At 58.5% G+C, this 23745-nt stretch carries 24 protein-coding genes; 14 read left to right on the top strand and 10 right to left on the bottom strand.

What is annotated here, in order from left to right; translation table 11 throughout:
* The first annotated feature begins 16 nt into the window (after window positions 1-16).
* Complete coding sequence (locus METAL_RS11905; protein ID WP_005372650.1) at window positions 17-1633, top strand: phosphoethanolamine transferase; 1617 nt, start codon at window positions 17-19, stop codon at window positions 1631-1633.
* 61 nt (window positions 1634-1694) lie between these two features.
* The gene (locus tag METAL_RS20915) at window positions 1695-1967 is read left to right on the top strand and encodes a hypothetical protein (RefSeq protein WP_213069380.1); all 273 of its coding nucleotides are present in this window, start codon (window positions 1695-1697) and stop codon (window positions 1965-1967) included.
* Window positions 1968-2004: 37 nt separating this feature from the next.
* Here the strand turns inward: METAL_RS20915 and METAL_RS11910 are convergent, their stop codons facing one another.
* From METAL_RS11910 to METAL_RS20000, 9 genes are all read right to left on the bottom strand, one after another.
* A complete protein-coding gene (locus METAL_RS11910; protein ID WP_005372651.1) occupies window positions 2005-3546 on the bottom strand; it encodes an HAL/PAL/TAL family ammonia-lyase in 1542 nt (513 codons plus the stop codon).
* Window positions 3547-3763: 217 nt separating this feature from the next.
* A complete protein-coding gene (locus METAL_RS11915; protein ID WP_040578348.1) occupies window positions 3764-4675 on the bottom strand; it encodes a lysophospholipid acyltransferase family protein in 912 nt (303 codons plus the stop codon).
* A complete protein-coding gene (locus tag METAL_RS11920; RefSeq protein WP_031431908.1) occupies window positions 4672-5406 on the bottom strand; it encodes a glycosyltransferase family 2 protein in 735 nt (244 codons plus the stop codon). Before METAL_RS11920 ends, METAL_RS11915 begins: the two co-directional genes overlap by 4 nt.
* Window positions 5403-7112: an ApeI family dehydratase gene (locus tag METAL_RS11925; RefSeq protein ID WP_005372652.1), complete on the bottom strand. Its 1710-nt coding sequence runs from the start codon at window positions 7110-7112 to the stop codon at window positions 5403-5405. The genes METAL_RS11920 and METAL_RS11925 overlap by 4 nt, the downstream gene beginning before the upstream one ends.
* A complete protein-coding gene (locus METAL_RS11930) occupies window positions 7102-7653 on the bottom strand; it encodes a COG4648 family protein (RefSeq protein WP_005372653.1) in 552 nt (183 codons plus the stop codon). Before METAL_RS11930 ends, METAL_RS11925 begins: the two co-directional genes overlap by 11 nt.
* Before the next feature lie 335 nt (window positions 7654-7988).
* The gene (locus METAL_RS11935; RefSeq protein WP_005372654.1) at window positions 7989-8243 is read right to left on the bottom strand and encodes an acyl carrier protein; all 255 of its coding nucleotides are present in this window, start codon (window positions 8241-8243) and stop codon (window positions 7989-7991) included.
* A gap of 7 nt (window positions 8244-8250) precedes the next feature.
* Window positions 8251-8499, bottom strand: a complete 249-nt coding sequence (locus tag METAL_RS11940) for a phosphopantetheine-binding protein (RefSeq protein WP_005372655.1) — start codon at window positions 8497-8499, stop codon at window positions 8251-8253.
* A complete protein-coding gene (locus METAL_RS11945) occupies window positions 8489-9286 on the bottom strand; it encodes a lysophospholipid acyltransferase family protein (RefSeq protein ID WP_005372658.1) in 798 nt (265 codons plus the stop codon). The genes METAL_RS11940 and METAL_RS11945 overlap by 11 nt, the downstream gene beginning before the upstream one ends.
* Window positions 9271-9990, bottom strand: coding sequence for a beta-ketoacyl synthase chain length factor (locus tag METAL_RS20000; RefSeq protein ID WP_005372660.1), 720 nt, complete (start codon window positions 9988-9990; stop codon window positions 9271-9273). The genes METAL_RS11945 and METAL_RS20000 overlap by 16 nt, the downstream gene beginning before the upstream one ends.
* A 165-nt stretch (window positions 9991-10155) precedes the next feature.
* Between METAL_RS20000 and METAL_RS11955 the strand changes: the two genes are divergently transcribed.
* Window positions 10156-10557 (top strand): hypothetical protein, encoded by a 402-nt coding sequence (locus METAL_RS11955; RefSeq protein ID WP_005372662.1) that lies wholly within the window; start codon window positions 10156-10158, stop codon window positions 10555-10557.
* Window positions 10558-11082: 525 nt separating this feature from the next.
* Here the strand turns inward: METAL_RS11955 and METAL_RS11960 are convergent.
* A complete protein-coding gene (locus METAL_RS11960) occupies window positions 11083-12411 on the bottom strand; it encodes a LapD/MoxY N-terminal periplasmic domain-containing protein (protein ID WP_005372664.1) in 1329 nt (442 codons plus the stop codon).
* 197 nt (window positions 12412-12608) lie between these two features.
* Between METAL_RS11960 and METAL_RS11965 the strand changes: the two genes are divergently transcribed.
* The 11 genes from METAL_RS11965 to METAL_RS12015 all read left to right on the top strand — a co-directional run bounded on the left by METAL_RS11965 (window position 12609) and on the right by METAL_RS12015 (window position 23716).
* Window positions 12609-13139, top strand: coding sequence for an SRPBCC family protein (locus METAL_RS11965; RefSeq protein WP_005372667.1), 531 nt, complete (start codon window positions 12609-12611; stop codon window positions 13137-13139).
* 530 nt (window positions 13140-13669) lie between these two features.
* Window positions 13670-15481, top strand: coding sequence for a methanol/ethanol family PQQ-dependent dehydrogenase (locus METAL_RS11970; protein ID WP_005372670.1), 1812 nt, complete (start codon window positions 13670-13672; stop codon window positions 15479-15481).
* 213 nt (window positions 15482-15694) lie between these two features.
* Complete coding sequence (gene moxJ, locus METAL_RS11975) at window positions 15695-16537, top strand: methanol oxidation system protein MoxJ (protein WP_005372671.1); 843 nt, start codon at window positions 15695-15697, stop codon at window positions 16535-16537.
* A 21-nt stretch (window positions 16538-16558) separates the two neighbouring features.
* A complete protein-coding gene (moxG, locus tag METAL_RS11980; protein WP_005372673.1) occupies window positions 16559-17035 on the top strand; it encodes a cytochrome c(L), periplasmic in 477 nt (158 codons plus the stop codon).
* Between the two features lie 14 nt (window positions 17036-17049).
* Window positions 17050-17331: a methanol dehydrogenase [cytochrome c] subunit gene (locus tag METAL_RS11985; RefSeq protein WP_005372675.1), complete on the top strand. Its 282-nt coding sequence runs from the start codon at window positions 17050-17052 to the stop codon at window positions 17329-17331.
* 449 nt (window positions 17332-17780) lie between these two features.
* On the top strand, window positions 17781-18800 hold the full coding sequence (locus METAL_RS11990) for an AAA family ATPase (protein ID WP_005372677.1): 1020 nt from the start codon (window positions 17781-17783) through the stop codon (window positions 18798-18800).
* Between the two features lie 218 nt (window positions 18801-19018).
* Window positions 19019-19858, top strand: a complete 840-nt coding sequence (locus tag METAL_RS11995; protein WP_005372679.1) for a DUF58 domain-containing protein — start codon at window positions 19019-19021, stop codon at window positions 19856-19858.
* Window positions 19855-20733, top strand: a complete 879-nt coding sequence (locus METAL_RS12000) for a hypothetical protein (RefSeq protein ID WP_005372681.1) — start codon at window positions 19855-19857, stop codon at window positions 20731-20733. The genes METAL_RS11995 and METAL_RS12000 overlap by 4 nt, the downstream gene beginning before the upstream one ends.
* On the top strand, window positions 20730-21728 hold the full coding sequence (locus METAL_RS12005; RefSeq protein ID WP_005372683.1) for a vWA domain-containing protein: 999 nt from the start codon (window positions 20730-20732) through the stop codon (window positions 21726-21728). The genes METAL_RS12000 and METAL_RS12005 overlap by 4 nt, the downstream gene beginning before the upstream one ends.
* Window positions 21725-22291 (top strand): hypothetical protein, encoded by a 567-nt coding sequence (locus METAL_RS12010; protein ID WP_005372686.1) that lies wholly within the window; start codon window positions 21725-21727, stop codon window positions 22289-22291. The genes METAL_RS12005 and METAL_RS12010 overlap by 4 nt, the downstream gene beginning before the upstream one ends.
* A 420-nt stretch (window positions 22292-22711) precedes the next feature.
* Window positions 22712-23716, top strand: a complete 1005-nt coding sequence (locus tag METAL_RS12015) for a vWA domain-containing protein (RefSeq protein WP_005372688.1) — start codon at window positions 22712-22714, stop codon at window positions 23714-23716.
* Window positions 23717-23745 lie beyond the last annotated feature (29 nt).

Here is a 23745-nt window from a genome sequence, read left to right on the forward strand (position 1 = left end):
CGCATATTCATAGTTCATGCAACAACTCAAACGCTTGGCCCTGCCCGACCCGATTCTCTCCAGTTCCCTATTTTTAATTCTGTTCGACAATACGGCACTGTGGCGGGAGTTGTTCAAAATCAAAGGCGGTGTCTCGGTTGACAACCTCGTGTTCTACACCCCTTTTTTTCTGGTGCTGATACTGCTTTTGACGCTGTTTTTCAGTTTATTCCGCTTCAAATATCTGCTTAAAACCATTCTTGTCTGGTTTCTATTGGCCGCTGCAGCCATTGACTATTTCACGCTGACTTATGGTGTTCTTATTGACAAGGGCATGATACAAAACGCGCTGGAAACCAATGCCAGAGAAGTGACCGAGCTGCTGACCTGGCGGATGTTTTTTCATCTGTTGATTTTCGGCGGCATTCCGGCCGTTCTTATTGCCCGCATGCGCCTGATCCATAAACCGGCGCTTCGGCAATTATTCAGTAATTTCAGCACCTTGCTGATATGCGGCGGACTTATCATCGGCTTGTGTTATTTTTTTTATGGCGACTACACCTCGATTTACAGAAACAATCGGCAACTGCGTTACTTGATCAACCCGGTCAATCTGGTCGATGCTTCGGTTTCCATTCTCAAACACCAATTAAGGGGTCGGCACCCCCTGATTCCGGTCGGCACGGATGCTAGGCTGGCTGACGATCCGAAGCATGCCGGCAAAAAACGCTTGACGGTCCTGGTGCTGGGGGAAACCGCCAGAGCGGCCAACTTTGCCTTGGATGGTTATGCCCGTCCCACCAATCCTTATTTGAGCCGGGAACCGGTGTTCAGTTTTACGAACGTACACTCCTGCGGCACGGCTACCGCGGCTTCTGTGCCTTGCATGTTCTCGGGTTTTAGCCAGGAAAACTACGATCCGGCCAAAGCCGAATATACGGAAAACGTGTTGGACGTATTGAGCCATGCCGGCGTTAAGGTGTTATGGCGCAATAACAATGACGGCTGTAAAAACGTGTGTAAGCGGGTTAGCAGTGAAGACTTGTCGCATTTGAAACTGGCGGATCTGTGCGGAGCCGAGGAATGTTACGATGAGGTGCTGCTGTATCGCCTGCAAGCTTATGTCGATGCGTTGACCGGCAACGGCGTGATTGTGTTACATCAAAAAGGCAGCCACGGCCCCGGTTATCATTTGCGGCATCCGCCCGGATTTAAAGTTTTCAGCCCCGAATGTCATCAAGCCAATCTGAATGATTGTACTCCGCAGGAAGTGATCAATGCCTACGACAATACGATCGTTTATACGGACTTTTTTCTGGAAAAAGTGATTCAGTTTTTAAAGAAAAACGCGGCTCACTATGACACGGCCTTATTGTATGTTTCCGATCATGGCGAATCCTTGGGAGAAAACAATGTTTATCTGCACGGGTTGCCGTATTTCGTCGCCCCCGACGCACAAAAGCATGTGCCATTGATCACCTGGTTTTCAAAGGATTTCATCGCACACAATAAAATCGATAGCGATTGCTTGCACCAGCATAAGGACACCTCATACAGCCACGAGAATCTGTTTCATTCGCTGTTAGGACTCATGAACGTCAAAACAAACGTTTATAATGCCAAACTCGATATTTTTGCGACTTGCAAAGCTTAGTATGTCGAACGGCAGTGGGAATTTGATGGGAAATATCGATTGTCCCTGAAGGCGCCGATCAATGCCGATTTTAGAGCATTTTCATATCGCCTATAGGGAGATTAAGTCAAACCGTCATCTCGGCGGGGATTCATGCCAGGCTTTCCTGCCTGGCCCCCTTCGGGTCAATGCAAATCTGTTCCAGACAGATTTGTGCCGAGATCCAGACTGCAGGGATGCATTAAAGCTTGCCATCCGTGGCTTCTGGATTCCGGCAATCCCTGCCGGAATGACGCGTTTCCCCTCACTTTGCGGCATTGATTATGATCGTACACCCAAAACGAAAATGCTCTAGCCGCCAGGGGCACAATGAACGAATCGATTATGCCTGCCTAATACAAGTCCCAATGCCGCTCGCCAATCCGATTCACTATCGCCCGCAGTTCCTTGTCCAACCCTCTGTCCTCGCTTAAAAACGCGCTCTGCTCGCGCACCTGCCGTATCGTCCGCACGACAGCGGGACTCAAAGCATCGAGCCCTTCCCTAAGCTCCGCCCCCTGCACCGCCGCCAGCAGCGCCGCGGCGGCAACCTGCTCGGTCAGCTCGATCACCCGGATCGCGTCCCGGGCCGCGATCGTGCCCATGCTGACCTTGTCCTGGTTGTGGCATTCGGTCGAACGGGAAAAGACGCTGGCGGGTAGGGTCAGTTTCAGCGCTTCGGCGGTCCAGGCCGAGGCCGCGATCTGCACGGCCTTGAAACCGTGATTCAGGCCGGAGGCGGGACCTGTGACGCCGGACAGGTTGGCGCGCAGGCCGAAATTGAACTTCGGGTCCATCAGCTGCGCCATTTGCCGGTCCATCAGGTCGGCCAGATTCGCGACCGCCGTCTTCAGGCTGTCCATCGCGAACGCGATATGGCCGCCGTAAAAATGGCCACCGTGCAGCACGTGCTCGCCTTCCGCGTCGATGATTGGGTTGTCGTTGGCGCTGTTCAGTTCGTTTTCGATGAACTGGCGCAGCCAGGGCAAGGAATCTTCGAGTACGCCGATCACATGCGGCGCGCAGCGCAGCGAATAGCGGTCCTGCAGGCGGGTGTCGTTGCGGGGCGCGGCTTCGGTCAGCTGCAGGTCGGCGCGGATGCGCCCGGCGACGCGGCTTTGCCCCGGATGCGGCTTCACCGTGAACAACTTTTCGTCGTAATGATAGGCATTGCCGTGCAGCGCGATCGAGGCGAGGCTGGTGATCCGGGTCGCCAGCCGGGACAGGTATTCGGCCCGTTGAAAGGCCAGGCAGGCCACGCCGGTCATCGCGGCGGTGCCGTTCATGATCGCCAGGCCTTCCTTGGGTTTCAACGTCAAGGGCTCGATCCCGAGTCTGGCGAATACCGCCGCAGCGGCCAGGCGCTCTCCCCGATACAGCACCTCGCGTTCGCCGGCCAGCACCGCCGCGACATACGACAGCGGCGTCAGGTCTCCGCTCGCGCCGACCGAGCCTTCCTTCGGGATCAGCGGCAGAATGTCGTGTTCCAGCAAGCCGGCCAGACGCTCCAGCAGCAGGTAGCGCACGCCCGAATAGCCTTGCGCGAGGCTGTTCAAGCGCGTTGCCAATATTGCGCGGGTCTCCTCGGCATTGAAATACTCGCCGAGGCCGCAGCCGTGAAAGGTGTAGAGATGCCTCGACAGTTCGTTGACCCGATCGAGCGGAATCGGCACGGTACAGGAATCGCCGAAACCGGTCGTCACGCCGTAGACGAAGCCTTGCTCGCTGAGCAGCTTGTCGATGAATCGCGCGCCCTTGTCGATACGTTCGATGAAGGCGGGATCGCGGCTCAGTTCGGCCTGCGCTTGCTCGGCGGCGATCAGTCCGATGTCTTCGATGCGCAGTGGACAGCCGTCGAAAACAATGGTTCGACTCGTTTCAGAAGGGTTTTTCATCGCCCGGCATTCCCCCCGAGTAAACCCAACACAAGAAACGGCATCGACGATATCCAGGAGGTAGGGTACGCTGCGCGTACCATTTCCCGAGCCGGTGGTCTTTTCGGGCCGCAGGAAAGGTACGCACAGCGTACCCTACCGGGCATGGCCGGCATAAATTTAAAGGCCGGAACCTTCAGAAAAGTTCGCGGCAAAAAATTCATAGATAAGGGATTGATCATTCCGATCGCCAAAAGGGATAAAAATTGAACCATTGTAAAGGCTCTTTCAGGCAATAAGCCTGCAAAATGTCCGCATAGCGCTGAACCGTCTCCTGCAGCGTCTGCCTCCGTTCCTTTCGCGGCAATTTGAGGCCATCGCTGAATCGATCGAAATATACGACGTACTTTCCCCACCGTTTCAGGCAAAACACCGTAAAGACCGGGCATTTCAGCAGCGAAGCCAAAATAAACGGCCCTTCCGGAAACAACGCCTTGCCGCCGAGAAAATCGGCGGCCGCGACATGCAGCAAATTGCTGACCGGCGTCCGGTCGGCAGTCATGATCACGATCTCGCCCCGGTCGATTTTGTCCGCCAGCCGCATCGAAGTTTCCGCGGTGATTTCGGTGACCTGGATCAGGTTCATCCGGCTCGCGCTGTCGTAGCGGCTCAGCAATTCGTTGAATTTCTCCGCATGCCGGGTATGAACCAGCACGTTGACGTGGATGTTTTGTTCGAGGCTTGCAATCACCCGGCAGACTTCCAGATTGCCCAGATGCGAACCGAGCAGTAGGGTGCCTTGCCCCTGCCTCAGGCATTCCAGCAACGCTTCGCGTCCCCGGTATTCGACGTCGGCCAGCGAAATCATCCCGGCCCAGGCCGCCAGCTTATCGAGTATCGCTTCCGCGAACGCCATGAAATGCCGAAAACTGTTCAGCGTGCCGCCTTGTGGGCGAAGCGCCGCAAGGCGGCGCAGGTAATCGCGGCTCGCCGCCCGGCCCTGCCGGTTGACCAGCCAGTAATAAGCGACCACCGGGTATAAAACAAGCTGCACGATCGGCCGGCCGCCGAGGCGGTAAATCCCGAGCAACGCCCGCATGCCCCAGATCAGGCTGTATTCGCCCATTTCCGCCCAGTGCGTTTTTTTCATTGCCAATGCCGCCGGATCAAGGCGGGAAAACGCGCCAGCATCCCGAAGAACAGCCGGGCGTGAATCTTCGAGATCATCAGGTTGTCGCGCCATAGCCGGAAATGCGAAATGCCGTCCAGCGGATAAGTGACCTGCGTCGGCAGATTGATCACCCGCACGCCCTGCCAGTACAACCTGACGATGATGTCGATGTCGAAATCCATGCGCCGGCCGATCCGTGCATGGGCGCAAACATGCTCGACCGCCGCCAGCGGATACAGCCGGAAACCGCACATCGCATCGCCGATCGCGAACGACAGGGTGTTGATCCAGACCCACAGGTTGGTGAACTGGCGGCCGTACTGGCGGCTTTTCGGCGCGTCCGCGCCGAAGACGGGCCGGCCGGCGATCAATGCTTCGGGATGCTCCCGGCTTGCCGCCAGAAAAAGCGGAATGTCGTCGGTCCGATGCTGCCCGTCCGCATCGATCTGCAGGGCGTGCGTGAAACCCTCGGCGATCGCCGCCCGGAAACCGTCGAGCATCGCCGCCCCTTTGCCGCCGTTTTCGGCGCGAACGATCAACGTCAGCCAGCCGGCCCCGTCACGGGCGCAAGCTTCGAGCACCCGCCGGCAGGCGGCGGAACTGCCGTCGTCGACCAGAAAGCCGTGCAGACCGAGAGGCCTGAGCGCGGCCAGCATCTGCGGCAGCGCCTGTTCGTGGTTGTAAACGGGGATGATGAGGCAGGTTTTCAAGACTCGGCTCCGTAGACGAGGCGCCCGGAACTGCAGGAATGCGCGCCCGCGCTGTATTGAAAATGCAGTTTGCGCTGGGTTTCCCGCCATTCGAGACTCAAAAGAAGTTCGTCATCCGGGCGGATCATCTGGCTGAACTTGACCATTTCCAGATGCGAAAAAGGCAGCCGGATCGGAAAGAAAAGCTTGCTGAAATATTCGGCCCAGCCGATCTGCACCACGCCGGGCAGCAACGGGAAATCCGGAAAATGATCGCCGAAATAAGCGAGCTCCTTGGGCACCCTGAGCTGCAGGCGCACGCCGCCCGCATCCGTTTCGGCGGCCAACATTCTCGGCAACAGGCGGGTATCGGTATTCATAATCGATATCAAAAGCTCCCGGTTTACCTTGCCCTGCGCGGTCAGCGGAAACGCGTTCACGAACAGCCATTTTCGGGGCAGCGCGACCGCGTCGAAGCTGCCGGCAAGCAAGCTCCTGAGTTGCCGGATGAAAGCGTTCCGGCCCTGCGCTTTCAGTTGCGCCGCACCGCGCTCGCTCAACACGGCCGCAATACCGATCACGTCGCGGTGGCGCGCCAACACCAGCGCATGGGCTTCGGAAATCCAGAACGTCTCCTGAAGGCACCGCTCCAGCGCAGTCAACGACAGCCTTTTCTCCTCGATCTTGACGATCCGGTCCTGCCGCCCGTGCAGCAGCAGGCGGCCGCCTTCCAGCGGAGTCAGACGGTCGTCCAGCGCCAGCCCTTCCCGATCGTTCAAATAAGGCGAATACAAATGCGGCCGGCCGCCGCGCCAGTCGATCTCGATCCCGGCAAAGGGCTGCCAGGGCGCATCGTTCCGGCCGTCAGCCCGCCGCCAGGCGATACCGCCGGTTTCGGTGCTGCCGTAGACTTCGATGACGGATCGTCCCGTAAAACTGAGGATTTGCGCGGCCGCCGCGGCGGGCAAAGGGCCTCCGGAACTGAAAATCGCTGCCAGATCGGCGATTTCGCGCCAGGGCGACCTTTCGTCGAGCCGTTTCAAATGTCCCGGGCTGGCGATCCAGCATAACCGCGCGGGCTCGCCGCCCGCCAGCAGCATCTCCGGGCTCAACGCCATCGCGCTCCGAAAACAGCGCCTCGCCGCCAGCGGCCACAGCACGCGGAACAGCAGGCCGTAGATATGCTGATGGCTAACCGAACCGGCGATGCAGGCGTTCTCCAACGCGTTCCCCCAGAGATTTTCGAGCGTTCCGATTTCGGCCTGCAACTGGCGCAGGTTTTTCGGCACCGCTTTCGGCTGTCCCGAGGAGCCGGAGGTGTACAGCATGATACGGGGAACATTCGGGTCGAGAGCCTCCGACGAGATTCCCGAAGCTTCCGCAAACGCCGCATCCGGATCGATAGGATCGGCTGCCGGCCAGTCGCCCAGCAGCCGGCAGCCTTCCCGTTCGAGCTGCCGCGCGGTTTCCGGAAGATGATTGCCCGGAATCCAGATCTCTTTGTCCGCATGCAGCAGGGCGAACAGCCCAACCGCGAACGGGTAGGCATCCTGGGTATAGAGCGCATAACGCCGGGTGGAATCGCGGCGCCACACCGTCGCCCAATGGCCGACCGCGGCCGCGAACTGATCGCGCCGATACGACCGCCCCCGATGCAGCGCGGCCGGCGAAGAGTCCTGTCCGCAGGCCACGATGCAGCCGGCCAGGGAAATCAAATTATTCTGCATGTTTTTGCGTTCTGATCCGCACCCCATATTCGCCCGCAAACAACACGCCCATCAACAGATAAGCGATCAGGCCGTTGTACAAACTCCAGACTTCGAAGCTGCTCCATAAGGCGGTCGCCAGCGCAATGCCGCCGTTCAGGACGAAAAAGCCGCACCAGACCTGCGTCACACGCCGGGTATAGGCGACGCCCGCAGGCGGCAGATCGGGATGGCGCAAGCGGGCCAGGCGTTCGATCACGGTCGGCGGCCGGATGAGGCTCCAGGCGAACAGCATCAGCATCGCGCCATTCATGACGACCGGATAAAACCGCAGGGTCAAGAGGTCGTTGCGCCAGACCGCCAGCCCGCAGAACAGTATCCCGGCGACGGCCGCAGGCCCGTTGCCGAGCGCCCTGCCGCTTCCGCAAGCCAGCCTGAGCGCCAGCACGCCGATCAGCAGCGCGGCGATCTTCCAGGGTTCAAAATAACGAATCCCGAAATAAACCGCGAACGGATAGGCAATAACCAAGAGGCTGAGCACGATATTGGTGAATAGGCGCATGAATTTCAAGGTTCAAGGCGAAGGCGAAAAAACTTGCCGGTCATGATAAAGGGTCGTTTTCTTCGGCTAAGAGGGTTTCGTCAAAAACAACTTCCCCCCCTTTGAAAAAAGGGGAATTTCGTCAACAACACTTCCCCCTTTGAAAAAGGGGGATCGAGGGGGATTTATTTAATTCCCCCGGCCCCTCGGCAATATAGCTCCTGCATTGCCTACCTCCTGCATCCGTGCAGTCGTCGGTAACTGCTCCCTGCGTTGCCCTCGATCGCTTGTTCCATACGCGATCTATCTTCCCTATCCCTGGGGTCGTATCTCCTGCATCCCTGCAGTCGTCTTTTTCAAAGAGGGGAGTGAATCATCCGGTAAACCGCCTCGACCACGTCCCCGATCGTGCGGGCCGATTTGAAATCCTCCGGCTTGACCGCCTTCCCGGTCATTTCCTTCAGCCTGACGATCATGTCGACCGCATCGATGCTGTCGAAATCGAGGTCTTCGTAAAGCCGTGCCTCCGGGGTAATATCGTCCGGATTCAGCTCAAACATCTCGACCATCAGTTCACGGATGGCCGCCAGAATTTGTTCGCGATTTTCCATCATTTTCTCAAGTGCGGGCGGATTGGATATAGTTCGCCAGAGCGGAAACCGAAGCGAAGATCTTCGCCACATCCTCTTTTTCGGCATTGATTTTGACATTGTATTTTTTCCGGATCGCAAGCCCCAATTCGAGCGCGTCGATCGAATCGAGCCCCAATCCATCATTGAACAGCGCCGCCCCGCTGTCGATGTCATCGACGCCGATATCCTCCAGATCCAGCGTCTCGATGATCAATTGCTTCAATTCATTTTCCATGGTACTGATAAATTTCTCTTTGCTGAGTGAAATAATCCTGTAAATACCGGTTCAGGCGCCGTACCGCAATCGATTTGGGCTCGATCCGTTGAAATTCGGCCAGAGGAATATCCTCGCCGACATGCATCGCCAGGTGGAAACGCCGCCGGTAGGGAATGCTGTACCACGGTTCGGCCTTGGTCAGCGTGCTCGGATAGCAGGACACCGCCACCGGCGTGACGACCGCGCCGGCCTGCAGGGCGATCGCGGCGGCGCCGCGCTGGAAACGGTAGGGATTGCCCGGCACCGAACGGGTGCCTTCCGGAAAAATGATCATCGAACCGCCCGCACGCAGCCAATCCACGCAGTCCTCGATCATCTGCTCCGGATCGCCGTTGCTGATGTAGCCCGCGTTCAGAATCGGCCCGCGCATGGCGGGATTGCGCCAGAGCGATGCCTTCACGATGCAGCTCGCCTCCCGGACCCGGCTGATCAGAAACACGATGTCGACCAGCGTCGGATGGTTCGCCAGAATCAATTGACCGGGCCGGTTCAGTTTTTCCAGCCCGACGATCTCGTAGGTCATGATCCCGATCCGGTGCATCAGGCCGATGAATGCGAAAAAACTGTAATGGACCACATGCTGGCCCCGTTTGATTTTCTGCCTGCAGCTGCCGGGCAGGATCGACAAGACCGGAAAGACCAGCACCCAAAGCAAGAAACCGCCGATTCCGAAGGTCGTGAAGCTGACGGCGGTCCCGAAAAGGCGCCAAACGTAATTCAGCTTGTACGCTAAATTTTTTCCCATCGCCAGCCGCCTCCCCAAAAATCAACGGCCGCTCCGCCGCCGCGCAAAAAATCGACAAACAACGGCAATTGCACGGGCTGCTCGCCCGCCTTCCCGTTCTTCGGCACACGGCTCAGGCGCAGCGGTATTCCCTTGCCCGCCAAGGCCAGGCGCATCGCCAAAGCGCAGGTAAACTCGCCGTTCAAGGCGAACGGCGCGACCGGATAGAACCCGGCGATCGGTTCGTCGTAGAGCACCACCAGCACCTCGGCCACGCCTTCCCGCAGCATCCCGAGCGCCTCGGCGAAAGCCGGCCCGATCGCTTCGCCGCCCGGCGCCATCACGGTGATTTCCTGTTGATTACGATAGGCGATCGAATACAGTCCGGCAATCGCATTATGCACCGACAAGCTGAATGCGGCCGGCGACAGTTCCTCCCCGGCCTGGATCGTTTTGAGCATTTCCAACGCCTTCCCGACCTCACCGTGGGCGGAGCTGAACACGGTCGGAAGGCTTTCTCCCGGCTCGATGCACCGGTCGATCGCATTGAACACCGCCCGCGCCAGGGGACTCAGGCGGCGCTGCTGCAGCTTCGGAATAAAGCCGGGAATCTCGGCGCAATTCGGGCAGGAATGCATACCCGAAGCCTCCCGGCCCACCGAATCCGACGCCCATACGCCCCAGTCATTCAATACAAAATCGGCAACTTTAAAGGCGGAGGGCATGACGGATCAAAAAAGCACGAAAGAAGGGCGAAAAACCAGACCGACAAATTCGATTAAAAAGGCGCGTTTATACCACAAATGCGCGCAGAACGCATTTTGGCAAAAATATTCTTCTAAATGTTAAACTAAAAGACCGCAATATTTGAGTATTAGAGAAAGCGATCGATGAACCTGACTAAAACACTCTTTTCATGTACCGGCGCCGTTCTGCTGGCGCTATTGAACGGCTGCGCGGCCACCGCGCCCGAAACCCAGCCTGCGGAAGCCGCGCCCGCGGCGCGCGTCAACGACTTTCCGACCCGAGACCGGATCGAATACGTGCTGAACTGCGTGGCCAAACACGGCGGCCTGACCTACGTTACGCAATACGCCTGCGGCTGCAAAATCGACAAGATCGCCGAAAAAATGACTTTCACCGAGTATGAAGAGGCCAGTACCTTTTCTTATCTGCGCAGCACGCCGGGCGAGGCGGGGGGCGTCTTCCGCGATCCGCAGCAGTCGAAAGACTTGCGGAAGCTGTTGAAGGAAGCCGATGAATATGCCGAGAAACAGTGCTTTGTGAAATAAAGTTTGGTCGGGTGGAGGTAACGGGATTACGCCCGTTACCTCCACCCGGACATGCGGTTTTCCGCATCCGGTGGTTGAACCTGGCGACTCAAGTGGTCGCAAAATCGGATGGCCCCCTAGGCCCCAACGTCGTAATCGGGCGTTGTTCAAGACGGTTTGCAGCATGGGGCTGCGCGCCAATCGCCATGTCCCAACCGAACCGCGGCCTGTTTCAAGGGGTACGGGCTTTGCCTTCAGCCTGCGCGAAGCGTGCAGTCGGCCGTGCCGATTGTGCCAGCGTTGCCGGAAGTATTGTTTCGCCACGGTTGTCGTTACTCCTTCCGGTTATCTCCTTGTCAGATAACAAGTTTTAGCCCCATGCCGGGCACACTAGGGCGGTTTCACCGCCAGACAATCCGCCACCATTGCCAAGCGACCCACCATCCCGAGGCGGAACCCGGCAAACCAGTTCCGCCTTACGAGTTTTCCGATTGTGAAAGAGAAGATCATACCTCTGCCCGAAAACATACATCCGATTACGCTGCGCTAATCGGACCTACGCAGATTCGCCAGCGGAATGCTCGCGGCAACCCGCATCCCCTGCTGCAACTCGGTATCGATGCTGAACTCCCCGCCCAGGCTCTGGATGCGCTCTCTCATCCCCAAAAGCCCGAAACCGGCCTTGAGGTTACCGTCCTCGCAGCCCCGGCCGTTGTCGCGCACTTCCAGCCGCAACCGCGCCTCGGGTTCATGGTCGATCCGGATCGCGATCGAAGCCTCGCTGGCCTCCGCATGGCGCACGATATTGGTCAGGCATTCCTGAACGACCCTGAAAATCTGGATGGTGATTTTTTGATTGAGGCCATCCACCTGATCGGAGCAATCCAGACTCAAGTGCAGCTCCGGATGCCTTGCGCTCCAATGGCTCAGCAAATCCTCGATGGCCGCCTTCAGGCCCAGTTCGGTCAGCACCAAAGGATGCAACTGATGCATCATCGAACGCACCACGCTCATCAAATGGTTGGAAATGCTGACGATCGCCTCGGTAGTCTGCCTGATGTCGGCTTTCTGATGCGCGGCGGTGGCCGCCATCACCTTGATCGCGGTCAGGGACTGCCCCAATTCGTCGTGCAGTTCCTGCGCCAGCCGCTGCCGCTCGTCCTCCTGAATTTCCAGCGAATGCTGGGCCAACGCGCGGTTCTCCTGCTGCGCCTTGTTCAATTCATCGGTCATGTGATTGATCGCCTTCGCGATGCTGTCGTATTCCAGCGTCGAAAATTCGGGCAGTTTCTGCCGATAGTCGCCTTTTTCGATGTTCTCCAGCGCATTCACGATGATGGCGATCGACTTCAACGCCTTGTCGAAAGCCAGATGCACCGCCAGAAAAGTCAGCAGCGTCAATACCGAGAGCGAAATGAAAAACGCGACGCTCTCGCCCCAGACTTCGGTAATCTCGTCGAGCGGATTGGCCCGTATCAGCAAGGTGAATTGCTTGCCGTCCGCGGTGATGATCGGCTGTTCGGTTTTGCTGTGTTTGCCGCCGACCAGCGCGATGAACCACTGTGGCGGCCGTTCCACGTCGGATTTTCCCATTTCTTTTTGCGTCACGCTCAACACTTGCCCCGAGGGCGCCTGCAGTTGGATCTCCAGATGGCGCGTTTCCTTCAGCGAATTGATTCGCTTTAGCCACTCGGCTTCGTTGAACAAGGTCTGCGAAAAACCCAGCCGGATCAGTTGCGCCGCCATGTTGACCGAGGCGTCGATTTCTTCGTTGACCGCCTGCCGCGCCTGCCAGACCGCGATACTGCCGCCGAGCAGCAGGATGCATAACGAGGACAACAGAATTCTGACATTGATTTGATAGCGTAGACTCATCGTTCGTGGACGCATGCGTAAAAACGGAAACAGCAGTTTTCAAAAAGCCGGGAGTGTTCCGTAACGCGCACCGCATGTCAACCGCTTTCCGCCGCAACCGCAAAAAGGAAATCTCCCCACTTCATTTCAGGAAAATCCCCCTCCATGATTTCGGCAAAGCTTTCGATAATGGCCCATTTCATTACGGACACGACATCATGAAACGATCATTCGTCATTTTATTGGGCATCCTACTCTTTCCTCTCGCCGCGAAAGCGCATGGCCCCACGCCGCAAAAAGGGTTGGAAAGTATTACGATCAATGCGCCCGTCGAAAAGGTCTGGGACGCGGTCAAAGCGTTCGGCGCGATTGCCGACTGGCATCCGGACGTGAAGGAGAGCACCGGCGACGGCAAGCACGAGTCGGGCGGTATCCGTACCCTGACCCTGCACAACGGCGGCCAGCTAACCGAGGAACTGGATTATTACAGCGACAAGGACCATGAATACAGCTACCGGCTCAAGAAAGAAAACGTCGAGGCGTTTCCGGCCAGTTCCTACTCGATGGAAATCCAGGTCAAGCCGGGCGAGACCGAAGGCACTTCGATCGTGACCATGAAGAGCCGCTTTTACCGCGGCGATACCGGCAATACGCCCCCGGAAAAACTGAACGACGAGGCCGCGGTCAAAGCAGTCACCGCCTTCCTGAAAAACGGGCTGGACGGCCTGAAAAGCAAGCTCGAAAAATAAACTCCCGCGCCTGCCGCCGGGCTTTCCGTGCGGCGGCAGGCGCCGCCTTGACCGACACCGGTCGAGCGCATGAAGCGGACCGCGCCGGCTTGCCCCAAAAAAATGCCGTTAAGGATGAGGCCGATCATCTCTCCCCCTTGGTTCCCCCGCCGGGCGCTCATCCTGAGATACTTTTGGCCCTGCTTGGGTTACCCCTCGCCGCTGTAGGGTACGCTGTGCGTACCTTTCCAACCCCCGATGGTACGCACAGCGCACCCTACAGTTAAAAAAAGGAACTTTTCCCGACTCACACGGAAAAGCCATATACAGGAATTTTTCTTTTCGATTTTTCGGATTTTTTCCTAGCCGAATTACAGGTTTATTCCGTAACGCCCGCCTCTCCCGCTCGGCTACCATGTCGCTTGCTCGGATCCGCGCTTCGGTACCCCTGTGAACGTTTTGATCAAGAAGGCCGAATCCAATTTTACCGAGGCGCCGGATCCAGGCTTTTCAAATTCAGCTCAATAAAGACAACCCTTGGAGGGGGAATTATGCGGATTTCCAAAATCACCCGCACCGCCGTGTCGCTCGCTTGCGGCGGCGCGTTTCTGGCGGCCGCGCTGCCGGCAGAGGCCAACAAAGAACTGGACAGGCTGTCGAAAGAAGACACCAACTGGGTCATGCAGACCAAGGACTACGGCGCGACCCATTTCAGCAAGATGACGCAGATCAATACGCGCAACGTGCATCACCTGAAACCGGTATGGTCGTTTTCGACCGGCGTATTGAACGGCCATGAAGGCGGACCGCTGGTCGTAGACGGCATCATGTACGTACATACCCCGTATCCGAACAACGTCTATGCGATCGATTTGAACAACCCCGACAAGATTTTGTGGCAGTACAAGCCGAAGCAAAATCCGGCCGCGCGCGCGGTCGCCTGCTGCGACGTGGTCAACCGCGGCGTCGCCTATGCGCCGGCAGGTCCCGATTATCCGGCAACGATCTTCCTGAACCAACTGGACGGCAACGTGGTTGCGCTGCACGCGAAAACCGGCGAGCTGCTCTGGAAAATGGAAAACTCCGACATCGCGATGGGTTCGACGCTGACCATCGCGCCGTTCGTTGCCAAGGATAAAGTCATCGTCGGCTCCTCAGGCGCCGAACTGGGCGTCCGCGGCTATGCGACCGCCTATTACATCAAGGACGGCAAACAGGCTTGGCGCGTCTATGCGACAGGGCCCGACGAAGACATCAAGCTGGCCAAAGACTTCAACAGCCACAATCCCCACTACGGCCAGTTCGGCCTGGGCCTGAAAACCTGGGAAGGCGACGCCTGGAAGATCGGCGGCGGCACCAACTGGGGCTGGTATGCGTTCGACCCCGATCTGGACATGCTCTATTACGGATCGGGCAACCCCGCGCCGTGGAACGAAACAATGCGTCCTGGCGACAACAAGTGGACAATGACCATCTGGGGCCGTGACATCGACACCGGCGAGGCTAAATTCGGCTATCAGAAAACACCGCATGACGAATGGGATTACGCGGGCGTCAACTACATGGGGCTGTCCGAGCAGATGGTCGACGGCAAGATGACCAAATTGCTGACGCACCCGGACCGTAACGGTCTGGTCTATACCCTGAACCGCGAAAACGGCGATCTGGTCAACGCGTTCAAGATTGACGATACGGTCAACTGGGTCAAGAAAGTCGATCTGAAAACCGGCTTGCCGGTCCGCGATCCGGAATACTCCACGCACATGGATCATCAGGCCAAAGGCATCTGCCCTTCTGCGATGGGTTACCACAATCAGGGCATCGAGTCCTACGATCCGGAAAAACAACTGTTCTTCATGGGCATCAACCACATCTGCATGGACTGGGAACCGTTCATGCTGCCTTACCGGGCCGGCCAGTTCTTTGTCGGCGCGACGCTGAACATGTATCCGGGCCCGAAAGGCACGCTCGGCCAGGTCAAGGCGATGAACTCGGTGACCGGCAAATTCGACTGGGAAGTGCAGGAAAAATTCGCGGTCTGGGGCGGCACGATGGCCACTGCGGGCGACTTGGTGTTCTACGGCACGCTCGACGGCTACATCAAGGCGCTGGATTCGCGCAACGGCAAGGAACTGTGGAAATTCAAGCTGCCTTCCGGCGTCATCGGCCATCCGATCACCTACGGGCATGACGGCAAGCAGTACGTCGCAATCTATTACGGCGTCGGCGGCTGGCCTGGCGTCGGCCTGGTGTTCGACCTTCAGGATCCGACCGCCGGTCTGGGCGCGGTGGGCGCCTTCAAGGAACTCGCGCACTACACCCAACAGGGCGGCGGCGTGATGGTCTTCGCACTGGATAATTGATCGATGCGTTAACAGCGTAGGATGGGTAGAGGCGGTAGGATGGGTAGAAGCAATAGCCGAAACCCATCGTTCAGAATCCATTGCGGCCTACTGATGGGTTTCTCTTCGCTCTCGGCAATAGCTCCTGCATTGCTCTAGCTCCTACATCCTTGTAGTCGTTACCCATCCTACGAATCCGCACGGATCAATATGCACCAATAGAGAATTACACAAATGGATCAAATGAAACTGTTATCGGCCGCTTTCAGCCTGACGGCAAGCTTACTCGCCGTCAATGCGCCGGCAGTGGCCGAAGAACCGTTAAAAGTCTGCGCGGCCGAAGACGAAATGCCGTATTCGAACAAAAAGGGCGAAGGCTTCGAAAACAAGATCGCGTCCCTGCTCGGCAAAACCCTGAACAGGCCGGTCGAGATGGTCTATTGGACCGACCCGCGCTATTACGTGCGGGACTACCTCGACAAAGGCCTGTGCGACATCACGATGGGCGTCGACACCGGCGACCCGAGAGTCCTGACGACCCGGCCTTATTACCGTTCGGGCTACGTGTTCATTACCCGCGAAAAGGACGATCTTGACGTCGAAAACTGGAACAGCGAAGCGTTGCGCAAGGCCAAGAAGATCGCCTTCGTACCGGGAACGCCGGCCGAAACAATGCTGCGGGCAATCGGACGCTACAACGACATGTTCAATTATTCGCAGGAACTGGTCGGCTTTAGATCGAAGCGCAACCAGTATGTGAAATACGACAACGCGAAGCTGGTGTCCGAAGTCGCTTCCGGCAACGCCGAGATCGCGGTGCTGTGGGGACCGGCGGCGGCGCGCTATGTGAAAGCGTCGCAGACGCCGCTGACCATGACCGTGATTCCCGACGACAATAAGCGCGCGGACGGCCAGAAGGTCGGCCATCATTACAGCACTTCGATCGGCGTACGCAAGGACAAACCGGCCTTGCTGGCCGATTTGAACCGGGCGCTGGAAAAAGCCGAGGACGATATCGAGGATGTCCTGGAAGAAGAAGGCATGCCTTTGCTGGATGAACCCGAATCGACCGGCTAATTAAAAACAATCAGGAAAATTATGAAAACGACACACATTTTTGCCGCCGCATCGCTGAGCCTCGCCCTGTTGAGCTCGGTCGCGATCGCGGAAATCACTTTCCACAACGCGATCACCGGCGAGCAGCTGGATTTGAGCGTCGCCAAAAAAGGCGGGGATACCGAAGCCTTCAAACAGTTCAAGGAAACGGGAAAAAACCCCTACAACGGCAATCCGGAAGCGGTCAAAAAAGGCCACGACCTGTTCATGACCGCCTGCTCGGGCTGCCACGGCCACGAAGCCGAAGGCAAACTGGGGCCGGGCCTGGCCGACGACTACTGGACTTATCCGGCCAACGCGACCGACAAAGGCTTGTTCGAGCTGCTGTTCGGCGGCGCGAACGGCATGATGGGGCCGCAGTACGTCAACTTGAACACCGACGAAATGCTGCTGATCATGGCCTGGATCCGCGACATCTACAAAGGCGATCCGAAAAAAGCCAAATGGTTACAACAATGACGAGGAGATCTGAAATGAAAAAGCTTTTCTTATGCAGCGCAGCCGCAATCTTCGCGGTAACGACCTTCACCGCGGCAGCCTACGACGGTACCAACTGCAAGGAGCCCGGCGTGTGCTGGGAGCCGAAGCCGGGCTATCCCGACAAGGTCGAAGGCAGCAAATACGACCCGAAACACGACCCCAACGAACTGAACAAACAATCGCAGTCGATCGCCGAAATGGAAGCGCGCAATCAGAAGCGCTGGGAACATTTCAACAAGACCGGCAAGTTCGTTTACGACGTGGACGAAATCTGAGGCATGTCGGGTTCCCGCGCGCTGCGCGGGAACCCGAAGAATTCCGTAGGGTACGCTGTGCGTACCTTTAAATATTCCGTGTGTGGCTATGGACGCCGAAAAGGTACGCACTCGACAATTGCTCCTGCATTGCCCTACCTCCTGCATCCCTGCAAGTCGTCGGCAATTGCTCCTGCATTGCCCTGCATCCATGCAGTCGAGCGTACCCTACGCAAGTATTCATGAAGCTAACGGAAAAGAAGTGAAAATCCAGCTGGCGATTTTTACCGATATCATTGATATCTCTCCAGATCCCTTGATATCGCTGCCTGCGTCATCCGGAACCGGCGGCGAGCCTTGCCGTTCGCGGTGACCAGCCGCGAACGGCAAGACCGGTTCCAGCTCGTTTTTGACTAATATACCACTCAATACTCCGGCTTGTGTCTGCCGGAGTTTTTTTTCGAATCTCCATGATGAACGATGCGGAATTAATCCAATGGCGCGAACGGGCGCTGCGGTTTGAACACCAGATCAATCAAACCCTGATCGGCATGCAGCCGGCCGTCAGGCAGATCGTGATTGCGGTTTTCGCGCGCGGCCACGTGCTGCTCGAAGGCCATGTCGGCGTCGGCAAGACAACCCTGCTGCGCGCCGTTGCACAAGGACTCGGCGGTCATTTCGAACGCATCGAGGGCACCATCGATCTAATGCCCGCCGATCTGGTTTATTACACCTATCTCGACGAAAACGGCCGGCCGCGCGTCGATCCGGGCCCCCTGCTCAAACAGGGCGAAAGGCTCAGCACGTTTTTCTTCAACGAAATCAACCGCGCCCGCCCCCAGGTGCATTCGCTGCTGCTCCGGGCGATGGCCGAACGCAGCGTCAATGCCTTCAACCGCGAGCATGCGATGCCCCACTTTCAGGTATTCGCGGACCGCAACCGGGTCGAAAGGGAAGAAACCTTCGAACTGCCCGCCGCCGCGAAAGACCGCTTCATGATGGAAATCCGCATCGAGCGTCCCGAAGACGAGAACCTGCTCGAACAGTTGATGTTCGATCCCCGTTTTCACGATGTCGACCGCCTGATCGCCGGCATCGATCCCGGTGGAATCGCCTACGACCGACTGAACGATCTGGCAGAAACGCTGCAGGAAAAAATACAGACCAGCCCGAAACTGCGCCGTTATGCGCTGGACCTCTGGCAGGCGACCCACGATCCCGGGCGCTACGGCATTCACCTAGCTGACGTGGAAATGAAACAGCTGCTGCTGAGCGGCGCCAGCCCGCGCGGCATGAGTTACCTGATCCGCGCTGCCAAAACCCGCGCCTGGCTGGAAGCGCGCGACTACGTACTGCCGGAAGACGTGCAGGCGATATTCGAGGTGTGCACCCGGCACCGCCTCTTCATCAATCCGATGTACGGTTACCGCAAGGAACAGCTGGTACCGCAATTGGCCTCCGCGATCCTGCAGCATGTCGCCGCGCCTTAATTCCCGGCATTGCGATGAATCATGAATTATCCACCCGACACTCGATCGCCATAAATGGCGCACTCGACCGCCATGAACGGTGTAGGGTACGCTGCGCGTACCTTCTGTACGTATTCGGACGGCAAACACCCCAAAAGGTACGCGCAGCGTACCCTACCATCCCGGGAAGTTCGAACTTTCCGCACAGGGCTCCCGAAATGACGATATAACGCCAATCCATGCCTGAAGCCGATCTTCTTCATTACCGCTTGCACTGGCTGTCCGGCGCGGTGTACCCCGGTGCGCATCCGGGCCGCATGACCGGCGCCGGCCTGCTGTTCAAACAGCACCAGCCGCTGGCCGCGAGCAACGATCCCCGCCGCCTCGACCTCCGGGCCAGCGTGCTCGATCCTTTCGAGCATTTTCGCGTACGCGCCTACCAGCAGCCGAGCCGGATCGACGTGTATCTGCTCGCCGACCTGTCCGGGTCGATGGGTCATGCCGGCAAGCGGAAGATCCTGGCGACCCTGCTGCGCACGCTCGCGCGCTCGGCATTCGGCTACGGCGACCGCTTCGGCTTCATCGGCGCGGCCGACGACATCGAGCCGCGCTGGCTGCTGCCCGCCGGCCTTCATGAGGCCGCGGTATCCGGCCTCGCCTGCCGGCTTGAAGACGCGCAGCTGTCGGGCAGCGCATCCGGACTCAGGAATGCCGCCGCCTATCTGCCCGCCGAACGGACGCTGCTGTTTCTGCTAACCGATGCCCATTTTCCGCTTGCGCACCTGCGCGACCTGCTGGCCTCCCTGCAAATGCACGACATCGTTCCTTTGATACTGTGGGATCCGGGCGAATACCGGCAGTTGCCTTCCTGGGGCTTGTTGTCCGTCCGCGACATCGAAAGCGGCGCCTCCCGCACTCTGGTCATGCGCCCGTCCCTTCGGGAGCGGATCGTCGACGCCTACGCAGAGCGCCGGCAGCGCCTGATCGGGGCCTTTCGCGCCTTCGGCAGCGAGCCGCTGTTCATCGAACACTGCGACATTCCCGCCATCAATCGCTATTTACACCAGAGAGCGGCATGAAACGCTTATTGATCCTGACTCCCTTACTGCTGTTAGGCTGCTCCGGCGCGTCCGACGAAGCGCTGATCCGCTTCGAGGTCGAAACGCCAAGGCCTTTCGGCTATGTGATCGGCGACGAAATTCGGGAGCAGATCCTGATCGAAACCCGTCCCGGCATCACCTTGAACACCGCCAGCCTGCCGGCCGAAGGCCCCATCAATCGCTGGCTGAACCTGAACCGGCTGGAGGTCGAACAGGACGGCCAACGCTACCGGCTCGACCTCCGCTACCAGGTATTTTACGCGCCGCTAACGGTCAAAACCCTGAATTTGCCCGGTTTCACCCTGCAATTCGGCAGCGGCGACAGCGCTTTCGGCAAAGAGGTTCCGCCCTGGCGTTTTACGATGTCGCCGTTGCGCGATCTGGCGGTCAAAAGCGCCGAAGGCGGAGCTTCGATCAGGCCCGACAGCCCGCCGCCGCGACTGGACACGCGGCAGGCAATGACCCTGATTACGGCCGGTTCGGGCGCCGCGGCGGTCGCCGCCGCTGTGCTCGCTTACCTGTACGGTTATTTCCCCGCTTTGCGGCGGCGCACCCTGTTCAAGCAGGCGTTGAAACGGCTGTCCCGTATCCCGGAAAAAGACATGGCCGAAGCCCTGCGCATCGTGCATCGGGCACTGAACGCACTGAACCGGCAGCCGTTGTATCAGCATCAGCTGGCCGGCTTTTACGAGTCCCATCCCGAGTATCGCCGTTTGGATAGCCAATTGAACTGGTTTTTCAATTATTCCAACCATTATTTTTTCAGCCGCAATGTTTCCGCGACGGTGCTGGACCGGCAAAAACTGACCGCGCTGTGCCAAGCCTGCCGGCAAATCGAACGGGGCAGCCGATGAGTCTGGGCGTGGAATCGCCGTGGCTGCTGGCCGCGCTACCGTTGGCGTTGCTGCCGCTGGTCGGCAAGGGTATGCGCGAACATACCCATCCGGGCCTGATGCTGCTGCCGCCCGACCCGCTGTCCGAGCTTCTGGCCTGGCTGATCCGGCTGTTCGCGATGCTGGCGATGGCCGGCTTGGTGCTCGGCATGGCCGGGCTGCACCGCCGCGGCCAGAGCGTCGAACGCATCGGCCACGGCGCCGAAATCGTGCTGCTTCTGGACCGCAGCAACAGTATGGACAACAGCTTCGCCGGCCGCGCGCCGAACGGTAACGAGGGCGAAGAATCCAAATCCGCCGCCGCCCGGCGTTTGCTGACCGATTTCGTGAACCGGCGCGAACACGATCTGATCGGGGTGGCCGAATACAGCACCGCGCCGCTGTTCGTAATGCCGATGACCGAAAATAAGGAGGCGGTCAAGGCCGCGATCGCGGCGACGGCGACGCCGGCGCTGGCCTATACCCATGTCAGCAAGGGCCTGGGGATGGCGCTGTCGTTTTTCGAACGGCCTATCGTCTCCGGATCGCGGCTGATCGTCCTGGTATCCGACGGCGCGGCCGCGATCGACCACGACAGCGAACAGAAGCTCCGGCAATGGTTCAAGGAAAAACAGGTCCGCCTGTACTGGCTGTTCCTGCGCACGGCCAACAGTCCCGGCATCTACGACCCGCCTGCCGATCCGCGCGACGACAACGCGCAGGCGATGCCCGAACGCTATCTGCACCAGTTTTTCACCAGCCTGAACATTCCTTACCAGGCTTACCAGGCGGAAAGCCCGGATGCGATGAAACAGGCCATCGCCGACATCAGCCGGCTCGAAAATCTGCCGATCCATTATTTCGAACGGATACCCCGGCAGGATCTGAGCGGACTCTGCTATCTGGCCTCCTTTATCCTGCTGCTCTTGCTGCTGGCGGTCAAGGGTGCCGAAGTCAAAACGGAAGCGAAACCATGAACACGAGACCGTTACTCCATCCCCTGCTCTGGCTGATGCTGGTCGCAGGCCTTCTTGCCCTGCTCTACGGCGCGGCCGATCTGTACCGGATTCATGCGAACAATGCGCTGATCTCGCGCCTCGTATCGGGCCGCGACGTCGAGGTCGAATCCGTCATCGGCGGTCCCTTCGAGCTGAGGCTGGCCAGAGCCTATTATCTGAAAAACAAACACCGCTACGATGAGGCACTGGCGACGCTGAGCCTGGTCATCGACCACGGCGATGCCGCGCAGCGAGCCAGAAGCCGCTACAACCTCGGCAATCTGTACCTCGAACAGGCGATCGCCCAGGCCGAAGCAATGGACATCAATGCCGCCCTGCCGCTCGCGGGCCTGGCCAAGCAAGCCTACCGGCAATCGCTGGCGCTGGACAGCCGGCAATGGGACGCCAAGTACAATCTCGAAGCCGCGATGCGGCTGCTGCCGGAAATGGACCGGATTTCGCCGGACGACGAGGACGAAACCGTGCAGCAGAAAACCCAATTGTGGACGACCGTGCCGGGATTTCCGCGCGGTTTGCCGTAGGATGGGTACGACTGCATGGATGCAGGAGATAGAGCAACGCAGGGAGCAATTGCCGAGAGGCGACAGCCGAAACCCATCATGAAAATTGTCCCAGCGGGACGGAGTGTTTAACCCAATGCCGTTAAGTTAAGCCGTCATCTCGGCAGGGATTGCCGAGATCCAGGTTACAGGGAGGTATTCACGCTTGCCATCCGTGGCTTCTGGATTCGGCAACTGCTCCCTGCGTTGCCCTACTTCCTGCATCCATGCAGTCGTCCGGCAATCCCTGCCGGAATGACGTTTTGGCCTTAACTTAACGACATTGGTTTTTAATCCCGTCCCTTACATTCTGCAGATGCCGATAAATCAAAGCATGCAAAAAATCCTACGGACGGGGCAATATGCCCCGTCCGGCGAGAAATTTACCTTAGGTCCATTCAAATGATGCATTTTTCGTTGAAAGATTACCGAACGGTGTGCCTGCTGCTGGCGGTTCTGGCAATGGGCGTGCTGTTTGCGCGCCCTGCCGAGGAGCAGGAACGGCCGGTTTACAACCTGACCTTCATCGTCGACATCACCCGCAGCATGAATGCGGCCGACTTTACGCAGGACGGCCGCCCGGTCAGCCGGCTCGAATTCGTCAAGCGGACCTTGCGCGACCTGCTGGTCAAACTGCCCTGCCAGTCCAAAGTCGGACTGGGGCTGTTCACCGAGCGGCGCTCGACGCTGCTGTTCGAACCGATCGAGGTGTGCGGTTCCTATGCGGAAATCGACGCCGCGATCGCCCAGATCGACTGGCGCATGGCCTGGGCCGCCGACAGCAACATCGCCCAGGGTCTGATGAATACGCTGGACATGCTGCAAAACCGGGACGGGTCAGTCATCTTCATCACCGACGGCCATGAAGCGCCGCCGCCGAATCCGCGCTATCGGCCCGCCTTTTCCGATCTGAAAGGCAAGGTCAAAGGCATGATCGTCGGTGCCGGCGGCCTGACCGCCGTGCCGATTCCGAAGTTCGACAGCCGCGGCGAACCCGCCGGTTATTACACGGCCGGCGACGTGCCGCACCGCTCCTCGTTCGGCGAATCGAATCTGGATCCGTCGCAGATCGAAGGCTACAACGCCCGTAACGCCCCGTTCGGCAGCGCCAAGGTGACCGGCAGCGAGCATCTGAGCGCGCTGCACGAAACTTACCTGGAAGAGCTGGCGCTCGCTGCGGGACTTCGCTATGTACGGCTGAGCGATGCGGAAGCGCTGGCCGAGGCGGTACAGCGCCCCGAATTCGCGCTGACCAAAAAAGTTGCCGTTGACGTACGCCGGCAACCGGCCCTGTTTGCCCTTTTGATGACGGTAATCGTGTACTGGCCGTTCGGCCTGAGGCGGTCAAAAAATGCTTTGCTCTCCATTCGGCGAAAAGTCGTGGGGTACGCTGCGCGTACCTTATGAATAAAGGTACGCGCAGCGTACCCTACAAT

This window comes from Methylomicrobium album BG8 (assembly GCF_000214275.2).
Classification (GTDB): Bacteria; Pseudomonadota; Gammaproteobacteria; order Methylococcales; family Methylomonadaceae; genus Methylomicrobium; species Methylomicrobium agile.

Coding starts and splice junctions, on each gene's coding strand:
- METAL_RS11905 (WP_005372650.1), top strand. CDS start 17: ATGCAACAACTCAAACGCTTGGCCCTGCCCGACCCGATTCTCTCCAGT.
- METAL_RS20915 (WP_213069380.1), top strand. CDS start 1,695: ATGCCGATTTTAGAGCATTTTCATATCGCCTATAGGGAGATTAAGTCA.
- METAL_RS11910 (WP_005372651.1), bottom strand. CDS start 3,546: ATGAAAAACCCTTCTGAAACGAGTCGAACCATTGTTTTCGACGGCTGT.
- METAL_RS11915 (WP_040578348.1), bottom strand. CDS start 4,675: ATGAAAAAAACGCACTGGGCGGAAATGGGCGAATACAGCCTGATCTGG.
- METAL_RS11925 (WP_005372652.1), bottom strand. CDS start 7,112: ATGCAGAATAATTTGATTTCCCTGGCCGGCTGCATCGTGGCCTGCGGA.
- METAL_RS11930 (WP_005372653.1), bottom strand. CDS start 7,653: ATGCGCCTATTCACCAATATCGTGCTCAGCCTCTTGGTTATTGCCTAT.
- METAL_RS11935 (WP_005372654.1), bottom strand. CDS start 8,243: ATGGAAAATCGCGAACAAATTCTGGCGGCCATCCGTGAACTGATGGTC.
- METAL_RS11940 (WP_005372655.1), bottom strand. CDS start 8,499: ATGGAAAATGAATTGAAGCAATTGATCATCGAGACGCTGGATCTGGAG.
- METAL_RS11945 (WP_005372658.1), bottom strand. CDS start 9,286: ATGGGAAAAAATTTAGCGTACAAGCTGAATTACGTTTGGCGCCTTTTC.
- METAL_RS20000 (WP_005372660.1), bottom strand. CDS start 9,990: ATGCCCTCCGCCTTTAAAGTTGCCGATTTTGTATTGAATGACTGGGGC.
- METAL_RS11955 (WP_005372662.1), top strand. CDS start 10,156: ATGAACCTGACTAAAACACTCTTTTCATGTACCGGCGCCGTTCTGCTG.
- METAL_RS11960 (WP_005372664.1), bottom strand. CDS start 12,411: ATGAGTCTACGCTATCAAATCAATGTCAGAATTCTGTTGTCCTCGTTA.
- METAL_RS11965 (WP_005372667.1), top strand. CDS start 12,609: ATGAAACGATCATTCGTCATTTTATTGGGCATCCTACTCTTTCCTCTC.
- METAL_RS11970 (WP_005372670.1), top strand. CDS start 13,670: ATGCGGATTTCCAAAATCACCCGCACCGCCGTGTCGCTCGCTTGCGGC.
- moxJ (WP_005372671.1), top strand. CDS start 15,695: ATGGATCAAATGAAACTGTTATCGGCCGCTTTCAGCCTGACGGCAAGC.
- moxG (WP_005372673.1), top strand. CDS start 16,559: ATGAAAACGACACACATTTTTGCCGCCGCATCGCTGAGCCTCGCCCTG.
- METAL_RS11985 (WP_005372675.1), top strand. CDS start 17,050: ATGAAAAAGCTTTTCTTATGCAGCGCAGCCGCAATCTTCGCGGTAACG.
- METAL_RS11990 (WP_005372677.1), top strand. CDS start 17,781: ATGATGAACGATGCGGAATTAATCCAATGGCGCGAACGGGCGCTGCGG.
- METAL_RS11995 (WP_005372679.1), top strand. CDS start 19,019: ATGCCTGAAGCCGATCTTCTTCATTACCGCTTGCACTGGCTGTCCGGC.
- METAL_RS12000 (WP_005372681.1), top strand. CDS start 19,855: ATGAAACGCTTATTGATCCTGACTCCCTTACTGCTGTTAGGCTGCTCC.
- METAL_RS12005 (WP_005372683.1), top strand. CDS start 20,730: ATGAGTCTGGGCGTGGAATCGCCGTGGCTGCTGGCCGCGCTACCGTTG.
- METAL_RS12010 (WP_005372686.1), top strand. CDS start 21,725: ATGAACACGAGACCGTTACTCCATCCCCTGCTCTGGCTGATGCTGGTC.
- METAL_RS12015 (WP_005372688.1), top strand. CDS start 22,712: ATGATGCATTTTTCGTTGAAAGATTACCGAACGGTGTGCCTGCTGCTG.